General features: G+C 31.6%; 15 protein-coding genes. 14 read left to right on the plus strand and 1 reads right to left on the minus strand.

Annotation, left to right across the window (positions count from 1 at the left end; all coding sequences use genetic code 11):
- Positions 1-6: 6 nt before the first annotated feature.
- Positions 7-936, minus strand: coding sequence for a ribonuclease HIII (gene rnhC / locus LQ688_RS11655; RefSeq protein ID WP_182093851.1), 930 nt, complete (start codon positions 934-936; stop codon positions 7-9).
- A 178-nt stretch (positions 937-1,114) separates the two neighbouring features.
- Here rnhC and zapA point away from each other — a divergent pair, with 178 nt between their 5' ends.
- The 14 genes from zapA to LQ688_RS11725 all read left to right on the plus strand — a co-directional run bounded on the left by zapA (position 1,115) and on the right by LQ688_RS11725 (position 15,347).
- Positions 1,115-1,387: a cell division protein ZapA gene (gene zapA, locus LQ688_RS11660; protein ID WP_017000517.1), complete on the plus strand. Its 273-nt coding sequence runs from the start codon at positions 1,115-1,117 to the stop codon at positions 1,385-1,387.
- Positions 1,384-1,911, plus strand: coding sequence for a CvpA family protein (locus tag LQ688_RS11665; protein WP_064211130.1), 528 nt, complete (start codon positions 1,384-1,386; stop codon positions 1,909-1,911). Before zapA ends, LQ688_RS11665 begins: the two co-directional genes overlap by 4 nt.
- A 60-nt stretch (positions 1,912-1,971) precedes the next feature.
- Positions 1,972-3,675 carry a DNA polymerase/3'-5' exonuclease PolX gene (gene polX, locus LQ688_RS11670; RefSeq protein ID WP_064211131.1) on the plus strand — a complete coding sequence of 568 codons (1,704 nt, stop codon included), beginning with the start codon at positions 1,972-1,974 and terminating at the stop codon, positions 3,673-3,675.
- A 26-nt stretch (positions 3,676-3,701) separates the two neighbouring features.
- Positions 3,702-6,050: an endonuclease MutS2 gene (locus tag LQ688_RS11675; protein ID WP_182093852.1), complete on the plus strand. Its 2,349-nt coding sequence runs from the start codon at positions 3,702-3,704 to the stop codon at positions 6,048-6,050.
- Between the two features lie 119 nt (positions 6,051-6,169).
- A complete protein-coding gene (locus LQ688_RS11680; RefSeq protein WP_135020769.1) occupies positions 6,170-6,913 on the plus strand; it encodes an enoyl-CoA hydratase/isomerase family protein in 744 nt (247 codons plus the stop codon).
- 111 nt (positions 6,914-7,024) lie between these two features.
- Positions 7,025-7,339: a thioredoxin gene (trxA, locus tag LQ688_RS11685; RefSeq protein ID WP_017000523.1), complete on the plus strand. Its 315-nt coding sequence runs from the start codon at positions 7,025-7,027 to the stop codon at positions 7,337-7,339.
- A gap of 269 nt (positions 7,340-7,608) precedes the next feature.
- Positions 7,609-9,396 (plus strand): excinuclease ABC subunit UvrC, encoded by a 1,788-nt coding sequence (gene uvrC / locus LQ688_RS11690; RefSeq protein ID WP_064204085.1) that lies wholly within the window; start codon positions 7,609-7,611, stop codon positions 9,394-9,396.
- A gap of 187 nt (positions 9,397-9,583) precedes the next feature.
- On the plus strand, positions 9,584-10,195 hold the full coding sequence (locus tag LQ688_RS11695) for a succinate dehydrogenase cytochrome b558 subunit (protein WP_017000525.1): 612 nt from the start codon (positions 9,584-9,586) through the stop codon (positions 10,193-10,195).
- 32 nt (positions 10,196-10,227) lie between these two features.
- The gene (gene sdhA, locus LQ688_RS11700) at positions 10,228-11,991 is read left to right on the plus strand and encodes a succinate dehydrogenase flavoprotein subunit (protein ID WP_017000526.1); all 1,764 of its coding nucleotides are present in this window, start codon (positions 10,228-10,230) and stop codon (positions 11,989-11,991) included.
- Between the two features lie 2 nt (positions 11,992-11,993).
- On the plus strand, positions 11,994-12,803 hold the full coding sequence (gene sdhB / locus LQ688_RS11705; RefSeq protein ID WP_182093854.1) for a succinate dehydrogenase iron-sulfur subunit: 810 nt from the start codon (positions 11,994-11,996) through the stop codon (positions 12,801-12,803).
- A gap of 215 nt (positions 12,804-13,018) precedes the next feature.
- Positions 13,019-13,453, plus strand: coding sequence for a MarR family winged helix-turn-helix transcriptional regulator (locus tag LQ688_RS11710; RefSeq protein WP_017000528.1), 435 nt, complete (start codon positions 13,019-13,021; stop codon positions 13,451-13,453).
- A complete protein-coding gene (racE, locus tag LQ688_RS11715) occupies positions 13,450-14,247 on the plus strand; it encodes a glutamate racemase (RefSeq protein ID WP_017000529.1) in 798 nt (265 codons plus the stop codon). The genes LQ688_RS11710 and racE overlap by 4 nt, the downstream gene beginning before the upstream one ends.
- A 12-nt stretch (positions 14,248-14,259) precedes the next feature.
- Positions 14,260-14,844 (plus strand): XTP/dITP diphosphatase, encoded by a 585-nt coding sequence (locus tag LQ688_RS11720; protein WP_017000530.1) that lies wholly within the window; start codon positions 14,260-14,262, stop codon positions 14,842-14,844.
- Entirely contained in the window at positions 14,841-15,347 is a 507-nt protein-coding gene (locus tag LQ688_RS11725) for a metallophosphoesterase family protein (protein ID WP_182093856.1), read from the plus strand. Before LQ688_RS11720 ends, LQ688_RS11725 begins: the two co-directional genes overlap by 4 nt.
- Positions 15,348-15,437: the final 90 nt, after the last annotated feature.

Here is a 15,437-nt window from a genome sequence, read left to right on the forward strand (position 1 = left end):
AGCATATTAATTTCTCCTTTTACGGTTAATTAAATCTAAAACTTTTTCTCTATTTTTAAAATGTTTTTTCGAAATTTTATCGAGTTGATGCATATCATATTTTTGAGCGATTTTAGCAGCTTCTAAATCGACTTTACTACTAGCGCCTTTAGGTATAATCATATTTAAATCTTTCGCGATTTTATCCATATGTTTTACGAAAGCATATCTAGCGATAATGCTTGCTGCAGCTATAGCAATTGATTTTGATTCACCTTTTGTTTCAAAAAATGTAATATCTTTTCTAGGCATAGGGCTTGCTGTATAGCGTTCATATGTACTAGCTTGAACAAACTGGTCAATGACAATCTGTTCTAATTCATTTTCATCTATACGTGATATAACATTAGTAATAGCTTGGTTATGTAATACAGCTTTCATTTTTACTTGACTCCAACCGTCAAGTTGCTTTTTATTATAGTTATCATTATCAAGAACTATGAGCGAATGAGGACAAATTTCAATGATTTGCTCTGCTAACTGTACAATTTTAGCATCAGTCAGTGATTTAGAATCCATAACACCTATAGTTTTTAAAATTTCTGCATTTTTCTTAGAAACATAAGCTGCACAAACTGTTAATGGCCCAAAATAATCACCACTGCCTGCCTCATCGCTGCCTATAGTATTATGCTTGTCGAAATTATAAACTTTATTAGATGTACTAGTTTTTTGGGGTTGAGATGATTCGATTTTAATTCCAAGTAGTTGTGAAGCTACTTGTTCTGCATCTTTACCTTGAAACATAATTTTTTTAGAACAATAAATTTGTACTTGAGTACTTTTAATTTTTTTTCGTGCAATGGTACCATTAGGAAGACCAGTTGTTTCCATGTTATATTGATTAATTAAATGATTGATGGTTTGCGTGTCTATTACTTTAACGATATTTCCCACAATGTATATCCTGCCTTTAATATATTTTCTTAGTTAAGATTATCATAATTTTTTGGTTAAAACGAATATTCTATTGGGAAGTTAGTGGATTATCATACACAAATGAACATATGTCATGTATAATATATTATGATTAAGTATAGAATAATCCATTTATAATTTGAACAGGGGTAGTATAATGAGTGAAAACAAAAACAGAGTAACAGTAGTTATAAATGATCAACATTATACAATAATTGGAGAAGACGATCCATCTCATATTCGTTATGTAGCTGGTAGAGTAGATGAGAAGATTAAAGCATTGGGTCAATTAAATGCTGGGTTGGATACAACACGTAAATCAGTTCTCACTGCTGTAAATGTGATGCACGAGTATGTTAAATTGGAAGAAGAGAATGAAAAGCTCCAAGAAGAAATAAAACAATTAAAAAATAAAGGAAATTTAGAATGATTACATTACTAGTTATTATATGTTTAATATTAGGTGTCATCATTGGTTATAGAAGAAGTTTGGTATTAGAGTCTTTACATGCTATAAGTACAATTTCTGCACTTGTAGTAGCAGTAATTTGCTATGCGCCATTTAGTAAGCAATTACATCTTTTACTTCCTTATCCAAGTGCATCTACTGAAGGTACTAATGCAATATTTAAAAATATTAATAATGAGGATGCATTTTATAATATTATGGCAATTCTCATTTTATTTGTTTTGACTAAAATAATTTTACAAGTAATTTCTACTGTATTTGATTTTTATCATCAAATGGAATTCGGTGGTAAGTATGCGCAATACTTTGCTATGGTACTTGGTTTTATAGAAACATATATTATCGTGATTATAATACTTGCTACTGTTGCAGTGATACCTATACCTATGTTTATAGAAGCTTTACACCAATCTTCTGTAGGGAATCTTGTATTAACAAAAACACCATTCTTATCTGATTTGTTAGTAAATTGGCTTTCAAATTAATTGAATCATATTGAACTAAGTCATGGGCTAACCTATGACTTTTTTTACGGAGGAATAGATATGTTAACGAAAAAAGATATAGTGAAAATGCTTGAGACAATTGCAGTATATATGGAAATTAAAGGGGAGAATCCTTTTAAAGTATCAGCATATAGAAAAGCTAGTCAATCCTTAGAAACTGATGAAAGAACGATACAAGAAATTGACGATGTCACAACACTGAAAGGAATAGGTAAAGGTGTTGGAGATGTAATTAATGAATATTTAGAAACAGGTAAACAAAGTTATTTAGATGAACTTAAAGAAGAAATACCGGAAGGCTTGATTCCGCTTTTGAAAATTCCAGGTCTCGGCAGTAAAAAAGTCGCAAAATTATACAAAGAATTAAATATAAAAAATAAAGAAGATTTAATAAAAGCTTGTGAAAATAATGAAGTCTCAGCTTTACCAGGTTTTGCTAAAAAAACGGAACAGAAGTTACTAGAAGAAGCTAAAGTTCTAGGACAAAGACCTGAACGTTATCCAATCAATACAATGATTAAAGCACACGAAGTGATTAATCGCTTTTTAGATGATATTGACGGCATAATTGAATATCATGTTGCGGGTAGTTTTAGAAGAATGAAAGAAACGAGCAAAGATTTAGACTATATTATTTCTACTGAAAATGAGATGGATGTTCAACAAGCGCTTTTACAATTCCCAGACATACAAGAACAAATTGCTGTAGGTAAAACTAAAGTCTCATTAGATATATTAATTGAAGATGATGTAATAGGTGTAGACTTCAGAATGATTAAGCCTGAAGCTTTCTACCATACTTTGCAACATTTTACAGGTTCAAAAGATCATAATATAAGAATTAGGCAATTGGCTAAAGAAAGAAATGAAAAAGTAAGTGAATATGGTATTGAAGAAAGTAACGGTAATATAATTACTTATGATAATGAAAAAGCTATTTATGATCACTTCAATGTACCGTATGTTCCTCCAACTATGCGTGAAGATGGTACAGAATTTGATAAAGATATTAGTAATATTGTTCAATTAAGTGATATCAATGGTGATATCCATATGCATACAACTTATAGTGATGGTGCCTTTAAATTAGAAGAGATGATAGAAGCTGCGATAGAGAAAGGTTATCAATTCATATGTATAACTGATCATTCTAGAAGCCTTGCAGTAGCTAACGGATTATCTATAGATCGACTTTTAGAACAAAATGAAAAAATCAAACAATTAAACGAAAAATATAAAGAAATTGATATCTATAGTGGTACAGAAATGGACATTAAACCAGATGGTACTTTAGATTATCCTAACGAAGTATTAAAAGAATTAGATTATGTAATTGCTGCCATTCATCAAAGCTTTAATCAAACTGAAGAAGAAATTATGAATAGGTTAAGAAATGCATGTGAGAACCCATATGTAAGACATATAGCTCATCCTACAGGCCGTATTATAGGTAGAAGAGATGGTTATAAAGTTAATATTGAACAACTTATTGAGATGGCTAAAAAAACAAATACTGTTTTAGAATTAAATGCAAATCCACAAAGATTGGATTTAAATGCAGAAGTATTAAAAAAACATCCTGATTTAATGATTACTATTAATACAGACGCTCATCATATCGATCACTTTGATTTTATGAAATATGGCGTCGGTACTGCACAAAAAGGATGGGTCAAAAAAGACCAAGTTATAAATACTAAAGATCGTGATTCATTTAAAGAATGGATTCGTTCTAATAAATAATGTACAAATAGAAGAGGGAAGATAAAATGAATGAAAAAACATTAAAAGTTCTTGAATATCCCTTAATTATTCAAAAATTGTCAGCTCATGCTACAAGTGACATTGCGACACGCTTAATTGAAGAGCTTAAACCAAGTGATGATTATGCATCTGTTCAACATAGTTTAAATGAAACGGATGAAATGACACAAATATATAATAAACATAGGGTGCCAGGATATTCAGGATTACAAGATATTAAATCTCTTGTAAGAAGGTCTGAAATAGGAAGTTTATTAAATGTCGAAGAACTTAATCAAATTAAAAGAAATATACAAGTTCAAAATAGATTTAAAACATTTTATGCAAGCATTGTAGAAGAAGATGAAGATATTCTGTATCCAATAATAGACGAACAAGTTTCTCGATTACCAGTGCTCAGTGAATTGTTAAATCAAATAAATGAACAATGTGATGAACATGACTTATTTGATACGGCTAGTCCTAAATTAGCGGAATTGAGATATCAAATTAAAAAAACGAACGATCGTATTAAATCAAGATTGGAACAAATGGTAAGATCTCAATCGAATCAGAAGAAATTATCAGATTCGATTGTTACAGTGAGAAATGATCGACATGTATTACCTGTTAAAGCTGAATACCGTCAAGATTTCAGTGGTATCGTACATGATCAATCTGCATCCGGCCAAACTTTATATATAGAACCTAGTGCAATTGTTGAAATGCATAATCAGATTGCACAAGTTAAAGTGAAAGAAAAAGAAGAAAGAGATAGATTGCTATATATTCTTACAGAACTAGTTAACGGTGTATCTTATGAATTACTAACAAGCACAGAAATAATGGGTCATTTAGATTTTATAACTGCTAAAGCCAAATTTGGTACGACTATAAAAGCAACAAAACCTATTCTTTCTGAAGATAGAGCTATATATTTACCTAAAGCAAGACATCCACTAATCAATGAAAATGAAGTGGTTAGCAATACGATTGAATTTAAGGAAGATATAAATGCTGTTATTATAACTGGTCCTAATACAGGCGGTAAGACAGTAACTTTAAAAACAGTTGGTTTGATCACATTAATGGCGCAATCTGGTTTATTAATTCCAACTTTAGACGGTTCAATCATTACAATATTTAAAAATGTATTTTGTGATATTGGTGACGAACAATCTATAGAGCAATCTCTATCTACTTTTTCATCACATATGAAGAATATTGTTAATATTATCGAGCACGCAGATAAAGATTCATTAATCTTATTTGATGAGCTTGGGGCAGGTACTGATCCAAGTGAGGGTGCTGCATTAGCGATGAGTATATTAGATTATACAATTGAAAGAGATGCATTAATAATGGCTACAACACATTATCCAGAACTTAAAGCTTATAGTTACAATAGAGATAAAGTGATGAATGCAAGTGTGGAATTTGATGTAGAGACTCTAAAACCAACTTATAAATTATTAATGGGTATACCGGGAAGATCTAATGCGTTTGAAATTTCGAAAAAACTAGGATTAAAAAATGAGTTAATTAATCATGCTAAATCGCTAATTGGTCAAGATGAGAAAGAAATTAATGTCATGATTGAGTCGTTAGAAAAGAATGCTAAAACAGTGGAAAACGATAGAATTGAAGTGGAAAAATTAAAACAAGAATCACAAGAACTACATCAATCACTATCTCAAGAGTTACAACGTTTTGAAAAATTCAAGACTCAATTAATGGATGAGGCACGCAATAAAGCAAATCAAGAAGTGAAACAAAAAACTAGAGAAGCAGAAAATATTTTACAAGAATTGCGAGATATGAGAGATAAATCTGGCGCTGAAGTAAAAGAACATGAATTAATTGAACGCAAAAAACGTTTAGATAACCAATATACAGCAGAATCCATTAAACAGAATGTACAGAAAGAACGTCATGATAAAATAGAAGTAGGTGACGATGTTAAAGTATTATCGTATGGACAAAAAGGTGAAGTCATTGATATTGCTAGTGATGAGGAAGCCATTGTTCAGATGGGTATTCTCAAAATGAAAATAGAAATTAAAGATTTAGAGAAACTAGATAAGAAAAAACAACAACCACAAAAAGTCGTGCCAAGAACCAATAGATCTACTATAAAAATGGATTTAGACTTACGTGGTTATCGTTACGAAGAAGCTATGATAGAATTAGACCAATATCTTGATCAAGCAGTTTTATCAAATTATGGTACAGTAAATATTATTCATGGTAAAGGTACTGGTGCGTTACAAAAAGGTGTGACAGAACATTTGAAACGACATCGTTCAGTCGACAGCTTTAGGACAGGTATGCCTTCAGAAGGTGGATTTGGTGTTACTGTAGTGACATTGAAATAAGGAGGAAACATATTGGATAATTTTGATATGTATAAGCTTGCTAAAGTATTAATCGTTATTTCTGCTTTAACATTTATAGCAGGTATCGCTTATTTAATTTTCTTATAAGGAGAAGTGTCATGATAAAAACTAATATAGAACAAAATGTTTTGTTTATTGAACTTAATAATGGTCCTGTAAATGTTTTGAACGAAGCGGTTTTAAATCAAATTATAGGAGCTATAGAAGAAATAGGATTTGGCAATGATGTTAAAGTAATAGTAATTAAAGGGAATGAGAAATGTTTTTCAGCTGGAGCAGATATCAAATCATTCCTTGAACTATCCAAGCATGAAAGGTTAAATTTAGCTTCGACAAGTGCAAAACTATTTAGATTGATTAAAACATGTCACAAACCAGTAATTAGTTCTATTCACGGCGTATGCTTAGGCGGAGGTTTAGAATTGGCTTTAGCATGTGATATGAGAATTATAACGAATGACACTAAAGTAGGGTTACCAGAAGTTAATTTAGGTATTTTTCCTGGATTTGGTGGTGTGAGAAGGCTATCCGCAATGATAGGTCAACATAAAGCTCTTCAAATCGCATTAACTGGAGATATGATAAAGCCTGAAGATGTATCACATTTATTTAATGATATTGTTGAACAAAATGAATTAGATAATGTAACGAAAGAGTTAGCCTTTAACATAGCGAGTAAATCATCAGATTCTATTAAAGTAATTAAGCAAATGTCTAATCTGGATATATCATTAGAAAGTGATCAAATTGAGGAAAGACATTTCGTAGATATCATTGAAACAGAAAATGCTCAAGAAGGAATTGACGCTTTTATTTCAAAAAGAACACCTAATTTTAAGTGATTGATTAACAGTACATCATGAAGTACAATACAGTGTGAGCAAACAACATGCATCGGTCTATGAACCGTGCTATACTTACTATATCATTAATTATCAAGGAGGATATTTCCTATGGCATTAGTAAAAGCAACTGATTCAAACTTTGACGAACAAATTAAAGAAGGCGTTAATTTAGTAGATTTCTGGGCACCTTGGTGTGGACCTTGTAAAATGATTGCACCAGTATTAGAAGATTTAGCTAAAGACGTTGAAGGTAAAGCAAATATAGTTAAATTAGATGTTGATGAAAACCAAGAAACAGCAGCTAAATATGAAGTGATGAGTATTCCTACATTAATCGTATTTAAAGACGGCGAACCTGTTGATAAAGTTGTAGGTTTCCAACCTAAAGAACAACTAGAGCAAGTTTTAGCTAAACATTATTAATCTTAAATCCAATCATCAGGCTGGGACATTAATCAATGTCTCAGCCTGATTTGTTATATTGGTAATAGATGACTGGCTGGCTTACTAATGCGTTCCATTAACGTTTTATCAATACTAGTTAGAATTGCTAGAGTGGGACTATGAAATCTTATTTAAAAAATTAGATTTTTATCCTACTCTTTTTACATTGTAAATAGAACGTATGTTTTGGTAGGCAGACAATTTATTGATATAATAATATTAAAAAGTTATAAAGGTAGGTGAATTTTGTGGAAGACTACCAAAAGAAAATTAAACAAAAACTAGAAGTTATACCTACAGAACCTGGTTGTTATATTATGAAAGATAGACACAACTCAGTAATATATGTTGGTAAAGCTAAACGTTTAAGAAATAGGGTTAGAAGCTATTTTACGGGAGCACATGATGAAAAAACAACACGTTTAGTCGGGGAAATAAGAGATTTCGAGTTTATCGTAACTTCTAGTGAAATAGAGTCTTTATTACTAGAATTAAACTTAATTAAGAAGCATCAACCACGATATAATATTTTATTAAAAGATGACAAGAGTTATCCATTTATTAAAATAACAAATGAAGAACATCCACGTTTACTCGTAACACGCACAGTAAAGAAAAATTCAGGTAAATATTTTGGCCCTTATCCAAACGCATATGCAGCACAAGAAACTAAAAAGTTATTAGACAGAATATATCCACTTAGAAAATGCGTTACAATGCCTAATAAAGTTTGTCTTTATTATCATATCGGTCAATGTCTAGGTCCATGTGTTTATCCGGTTGAACAAGCTCAATATCAACAAATGATTAAAGAAATTACTGACTTTTTAAACGGTGATGATAAAACGATAGTGAATGATCTACACGATAAAATGAATGCAGCAAGTGAAGCATTAAAATTTGAAGAAGCAAAAGAATATAGAGATTTAATTAAGCATATTGAAATGTTGAATTATAAACAAAATATGATGTCAGCTGACATGACAATGCGAGATATCTTCGGTTATTCAGTAGATAAAGGTTGGATATGTATCCAAGTATTTTTCATTAGACAAGGTAAGCTAATTGAAAGACAGGCTTCTATGATTCCAATTATTCAAACTGCTGAAGAAGAATTCTATACATTTATTGGTCAATTTTATACGTTGAATCAACATTTAACACCGAAAGAAATTCACATTCCAAAAAATCTAGACAAAAAAACAGTAGAGTCTGTTGTTGATTCAAAAGTTATTCAACCACAAAGAGGTAAGAAGAAAGAAATGGTAGATTTAGCAATTAAAAATGCTAATATTTCATTAAATAATAAATTCGAATTAATTGCTAAAGATGAATCTAGAACAATTAAAGCTATTGAGGATTTAGGAGATTCAATGGGGATACAAACACCTATTAGAATAGAAGCTTTTGATAATTCTAATATACAAGGTGTTCATCCTGTTTCTGTTATGATTGCTTTCGTAGATGGAAAACCAAGCAAGAAAGATTATCGAAAGTATAAAATTAAAACAGTTGATGGACCCGATGATTATAAATCAATGCAAGAAGCAGTTCGAAGACGTTATACGAGAGTATTAAAAGAAGGTTTACCAATTCCTGATTTAATTATAGTCGATGGTGGTAAAGGACACATGTCTTCAGTAAGAGAAGTTTTAGAAAATGAACTAGGCTTAGATATTCCAATAGCAGGGCTTAGCAAAAATGATAAACATCAAACTTCTGAGTTATTATATGGTACTCAAGCAGAAATTATACCACTAAAGAAAAATTCTCAAGCTTTTTATTTATTACAAAGAATTCAAGATGAAGTTCATAGATTTGCTATTACATTCCATCGATCAACAAGACAAAAAACTTCTTTAAAATCTGTATTAGATGAAATAGAAGGTATAGGACCAAAACGAAAACAAAATTTATTAAAACATTTTGGTTCAATTAAAAAAATGAGAGAATCGAATGAAGAAGAATTTATGAAAATTGGATTGCCTCAGAAAGTCGCCCACAACCTAAAAGTAAAACTTGATAGTAAAGAGTAATATTACAATAGGAAATCCAATTATATGGGTATGAGAATAATTCTCATACCCAAAATCTTATGTAATAATGTTACAATATACATGTAATGCTCATTGTGTTTTTTTTAATATACATGTAATCGTTTTCAGTTATAAAAGAAAATATAGACACAATCGAGTTATAGATTAAAGTTAGGGGGGACTTCTTTTGGCGTCAAGCGAAAATCAGTTTATTTTACGTCGTATCCATTCAATGTTAGGTGTAATTCCTATAGGAATATTTTTGATTCAGCATTTGGTAATTAACCATTTTGCAACTATTAGTCCAGAGGCATTTAATAAAGCTTCAGACTTTATGTGGCATTTACCATTCAAAATCGTTTTAGAAGTGGTAATAATTTATATTCCTATATTATTCCACGCTATATATGGATTATACATAGCGTTTACAGCTAAAGAAAATGTAGGCAGACAATCATTATTTAGAAACTGGATGTTTTTATTCCAACGTATAACAGGTGTTATCTCGTTTATATTCATTGCTGTACACGTTTATCAAACGCGTATACAGGCAGCATTAGGACATCATATTGATTTTGATATGGTTTCAGATATATTATCTAATCCTATTTCAGTAACGTTATATGTTATCGGCGTATTAAGTGTTATATTCCATTTCTCAAATGGTTTATGGTCATTCTGTATCACTTGGGGGATCACACAATCGCCTAAGTCACAACGCTATATGACTTATGTAACATTATTCGTATTTATCGTTATTAGTATTATTGGCTTAAGAGCTATATTCGCGTTCGTATAAGATTTATACTTTTTAGGGGAGTGACAATTTTTATGGCAAACAACAAAATTATTGTTGTCGGTGGTGGTTTAGCTGGTTTAATGGCAACAATTAAAGCTGCGGAAAAAGGTGCACATGTTGACTTGTTCTCATTAGTACCAGTTAAACGTTCACACTCTGTTTGTGCTCAAGGTGGTATTAATGGTGCAGTTAATACTAAGGGTGAAGGTGACTCTACATCTATTCACTTCGATGATACTGTATATGGTGGGGACTTCCTTGCTAACCAAACACCGGTTAAAAGAATGACTGAAGCAGCACCAAGTATTATCCACTTATTAGATAGAATGGGCGTAATGTTTAACCGTACACCTGAAGGTCTTTTAGACTTCCGTAGATTTGGTGGAACATTATATCATAGAACAGCTTTTGCTGGTGCAACTACAGGACAACAATTACTATATGCATTAGATGAACAAGTTAGAAGATTCGAAGTACAAGGTTTAGTAACTAAATACGAAGGCTGGGAGTTTTTAGGCATTGTTAAAGATGACGAAGATGCAGCTCGCGGTATTATAGCTCAAAACTTAAAAACTGCTAAAATAGAATCATTTGGTTCAGACGCTGTTATTATGGCAACAGGTGGACCTGGTATTATCTTTGGTAAGTCAACAAACTCAATGATTAATACTGGTTCAGCTGCATCTGTTGTTTATCAACAAGGTGCTAAATACGCGAATGGTGAATTTATCCAAATTCACCCTACAGCAATTCCGGGCGATGATAAATTAAGATTAATGAGTGAGTCAGCTCGTGGTGAAGGTGGCCGTATTTGGACTTATAAAGACGGTAAACCTTGGTATTTCTTAGAAGAAAAATATCCTGACTATGGTAACTTAGTACCACGTGATATCGCAACTCGTGAAATATTTGATGTATGTGTAAACCAAAAATTAGGTATTAATGGCGAAAACATGGTATACCTAGATTTATCACATAAAGATGCTCATGAGTTAGATGTTAAACTTGGTGGTATAATTGAAATATATGAAAAATTCACTGGTGACGACCCTCGTAAAGTCCCAATGAAAATATTCCCAGCTGTTCACTATTCAATGGGTGGCATATGGGTAGACTTTGATCAAATGACCAATATTAAAGGTCTTTTCGCTGCAGGAGAATGTGACTTTTCTCAGCATGGTGGTAACAGATTAGGCGCTAACTCGTTATTATCTGCAATTTATGGCGGTATGGTAGCTGGTCCTAACGCAATGGAATACGTTAAAAATATCGAAACTTCATATACAGAGTTAGATGAAGAATTATATCAAAAACGTATTGACGAAGAACAAGAAAAATTCGATCACTTATTAAATCTAAAAGGTACTGAAAACGCATATAAATTACACAAAGAGCTAGGCGAAATTATGACGGCGAATGTAACAGTTGTACGTCATAACGACAAACTGTTAGAAACAGATAAGAAAATAGTAGAATTAATGGAAAGATATCAAGATATTGATATGGAAGATACGTCAACTTGGAGTAACCAAGCTGTATTCTTTACGCGTCAATTATGGAACATGTTAGTGCTTGCTAGGGTTATTACAATTGGTGCATACAATCGTAATGAATCTCGTGGTGCACATTACAAACCAGAATTCCCTGACCGTAATGATGAAGAATGGTTAAAAACTACAATAGCACAATTCAGAGGAGCTGAAGAGGCACCTGAATTTTCATATGAAGATGTTGATATTAGTCACATTGAACCTCGTAAACGAGATTACTCACAGAAATCTAAAGGAGGTAAATGATAATGGCAGACTCTCAAACAGTTGAACAAAATGCACAAGGACAAAATCAAGAAGACAAAACAATTACATTAATCATAACTCGTCAAGAAAATGACAAATCACAGTCATATGACGAAAAGTTTGTGATTCCATATAGACCAAACATGAACGTGATTGCAGCATTGATGGAAATCCAAAGAAATCCTGTTAACTCAAAAGGTGAGAAAACGACACCTGTGACATGGGATATGAACTGTCTTGAAGAAGTATGTGGTGCATGTTCCATGGTTATTAACGGTAAAGCGCGTCAATCATGTTCTTCAATAATTGATCAATTGGAACAACCTATAAAGCTTGAGCCAATGAAAGCATTCCCAGTAGTTCGTGATTTACAAGTAGATCGTTCTCGTATGTTTGATAACTTGAAAAAAGTACAAGCTTGGGTTCCAATCGATGGTACTTACGATTTAGGTCCTGGACCTCGTATGCCTGAGAAAAAACGACAAACAGCATATGAATTATCAAAATGTATGACATGTGGTGTTTGTTTAGAAGTATGTCCTAACATAAACGTAAATAATAATTTTATGGGGGCACAAGCTATTTCTCAAGTACGTCTTTTCAACTTACATCCAACAGGTAGTATGACAAAAGACGAAAGAATTAAAGCGTTGATGTCTGACGGTGGTATTCAAGAATGTGGTAGTTCACAAAACTGTGTGAATGCTTGTCCGAAAGGTATCCCATTAACTACATCAATTGCTTCAATGAACAGAGAAGCAACATTCCAAATGTTTAAATCATTCTTTGGTTCAGATCACCAAGTATATTAATATTATATATTAGTGCTGTGACATCATTGTCCAGTTTATATAAGCCAGTAAAAATTCTTGTATTTTTGAATTTTTACTGGCTCTTTTTATGCTTTAATATAAGGATGTTTATCTATACTAATAAGGCTTAATCAACGCATTTCATTAACTTCAAGTTATTTGATATGTTATTATAAAGTGTATAAGTAAGAAGTTGAAAAGAGGTACCATCGATTATGGAAGATATTACGAAACAGATTGAATATTCTCTAAGACATATTGTAGAAAGAACAAAATATACAGCGAGAACACAATTAAAACTTTATGATATTTCACCACCACAATTTATAACATTGCAATGGTTATATGAAAATGAAAATCTTACTATAGGTGAATTATCTAAAAAATTATTTTTAGCATATTCTACGACAACAGACATCATTGATAAATTAGAAAAGAAAGAGTTAGCAATGAGGATTCAATCTGTTGAAGATAAAAGAGTTTTCCATGTTAAATTACTAGAAAAAGGCGAGCATTTAATTGACGAAGTGATTCACGCAAGACAAAGATATACTGAAGAATTATTGTCTGTTATGAATGACGAGGATAAAATCAAATTTAATGAAGCTTTAGATATCATGTTAAAAAGAATGAGAAGTGAAGACCAATGAACAAACCAATAGGCGTAATAGATTCAGGAGTCGGAGGCTTGACAGTAGCTAAGGAAATTATGAGACAATTACCAAATGAAACAATATATTATTTAGGTGATATTGGTAGATGTCCTTATGGTCCGAGGTCGAGAGAAGAAGTCAAAGAGTTTACTATACAGCTTGCTAATTTTTTAGTTAAAAAAGATATTAAAATGTTAGTTATAGCGTGTAATACAGCTACAGCTGTAGCATTAAAACCTTTACAGGAATTACTGTCTATACCAGTTGTAGGTGTAATAGACCCTGGTTCAAGAACTGCTATAATGACAACAAAAAATAATCGTGTTCTTGTATTAGGTACTGAAGGTACTATTAAATCTGAAGCATACAGAAGAAGTATTAAGACTATAAACCCTCAAGTAGAGGTGAAAGGCATTGCTTGTCCTGGATTTGTACCATTAGTTGAACAGATGAGATATAAAGACCCGACGATTACAAGTATCGTTATCCATCAGACATTGAAACAATGGAGATATGATGATTCAGATACAGTAATTCTAGGTTGTACACATTATCCATTAATTTATAATCAAATCAATCAATATTTTGATGGTGAAAAGTCTGTTATATCATCTGGTTTAGAAACAGCAAGGGAAGTAAGTGCGTTGTTAACTTTTAGCAATGAACATTCTTATTATACGCCAAACCCACAGCACAAATTCTTTGCCAATGGTGATGTTGAGCACATTACACGAACGATAACAGAATGGTTACATATAGAAAATGTAGAAGTAGAAAGAATAACATTGTAAGGGGAGACTACTATGAAAGACATTATAATTGCATCAAATAATAAAGGTAAAATTGAAGATTTTAAAGCGATATTTCCTAAAGCAAATGTGATAGGTATATCAGAAATTGCACCAGATTTTGATGTAGAAGAAACAGGTACAACTTTTGAAGAGAATGCTATCTTAAAATCAGAAACAGCTTCTAAAGCATTAAATAAAATTGTGATAGCAGATGATAGTGGATTGTCCGTTGAAGCTTTATACGGTGAGCCAGGTATATACTCAGCACGTTACGCTGGTGAACCTAAAGATGACCAAGCTAATATTGAAAAATTATTATCTAACTTAAAAGATAAAGAAAATAAAAATGCTGAATTTATATGTGCTATTGCTGTAAGTGAACCAGGAAAAGATACAGTAACTTATGTAGGAAAAGTACAAGGAGAAATAATAGATGAACAAAGAGGAGAGAATGGATTTGGTTATGATCCAATATTCTTTGTGCCATCGTTAGATAAAACTATGGCAGAGTTAACTGCAGCTGAGAAAAGTGCAATTAGCCATAGAGGAAATGCTATTAAACTTATGAATGAAGATATAAGGGAGCGATTTCAATGAAATGGATAATTGTTAGTGATAATCACGGAGAACAAGGTATACTTCATGAATTATATGACTATCATAAAGATGCAGATTTATTTTTACACTTAGGAGATTCTGAATTTAATTATGATGACAGTGAATTAAGTTTATTCAAGCGTGTAAAAGGGAATTGTGACTTTGACCCTCAATTTCCAATAGAAAATAGTGGAGAAATAGAGAATATTAAATATTTCTATACACACGGGCACAGATATGATATTAAATCAAATAGAGAAGTTTTAAGTGCACATGCAGCAAATGAAGGTGCTCAATTTGCATTTTATGGTCATAGTCATGTTGCATTATGTGAATCTATAAATGGAGTATATTGTATTAATCCTGGTAGTATATCGCAAACTAGAGGAGATTGGGAAGAAACATATGCGATTTTAGAATTCGATGAAAAAAGAGAAAATGTAAATTTATCATTCTTAAATAGAGATCATAAAGAACTAGAAAAACAATCACTAGCTCTGTAATATACTTTAAAAAGATATAATATGATTTGTAAAAATTAAGTATAAATGAATAGTTATAAATAAAACATGAGATATTCAAGAGAATATCTC

Source organism: Mammaliicoccus sp. J-M40, assembly GCF_022386395.1.
Classification (GTDB): domain Bacteria; phylum Bacillota; class Bacilli; order Staphylococcales; family Staphylococcaceae; genus Mammaliicoccus; species Mammaliicoccus lentus.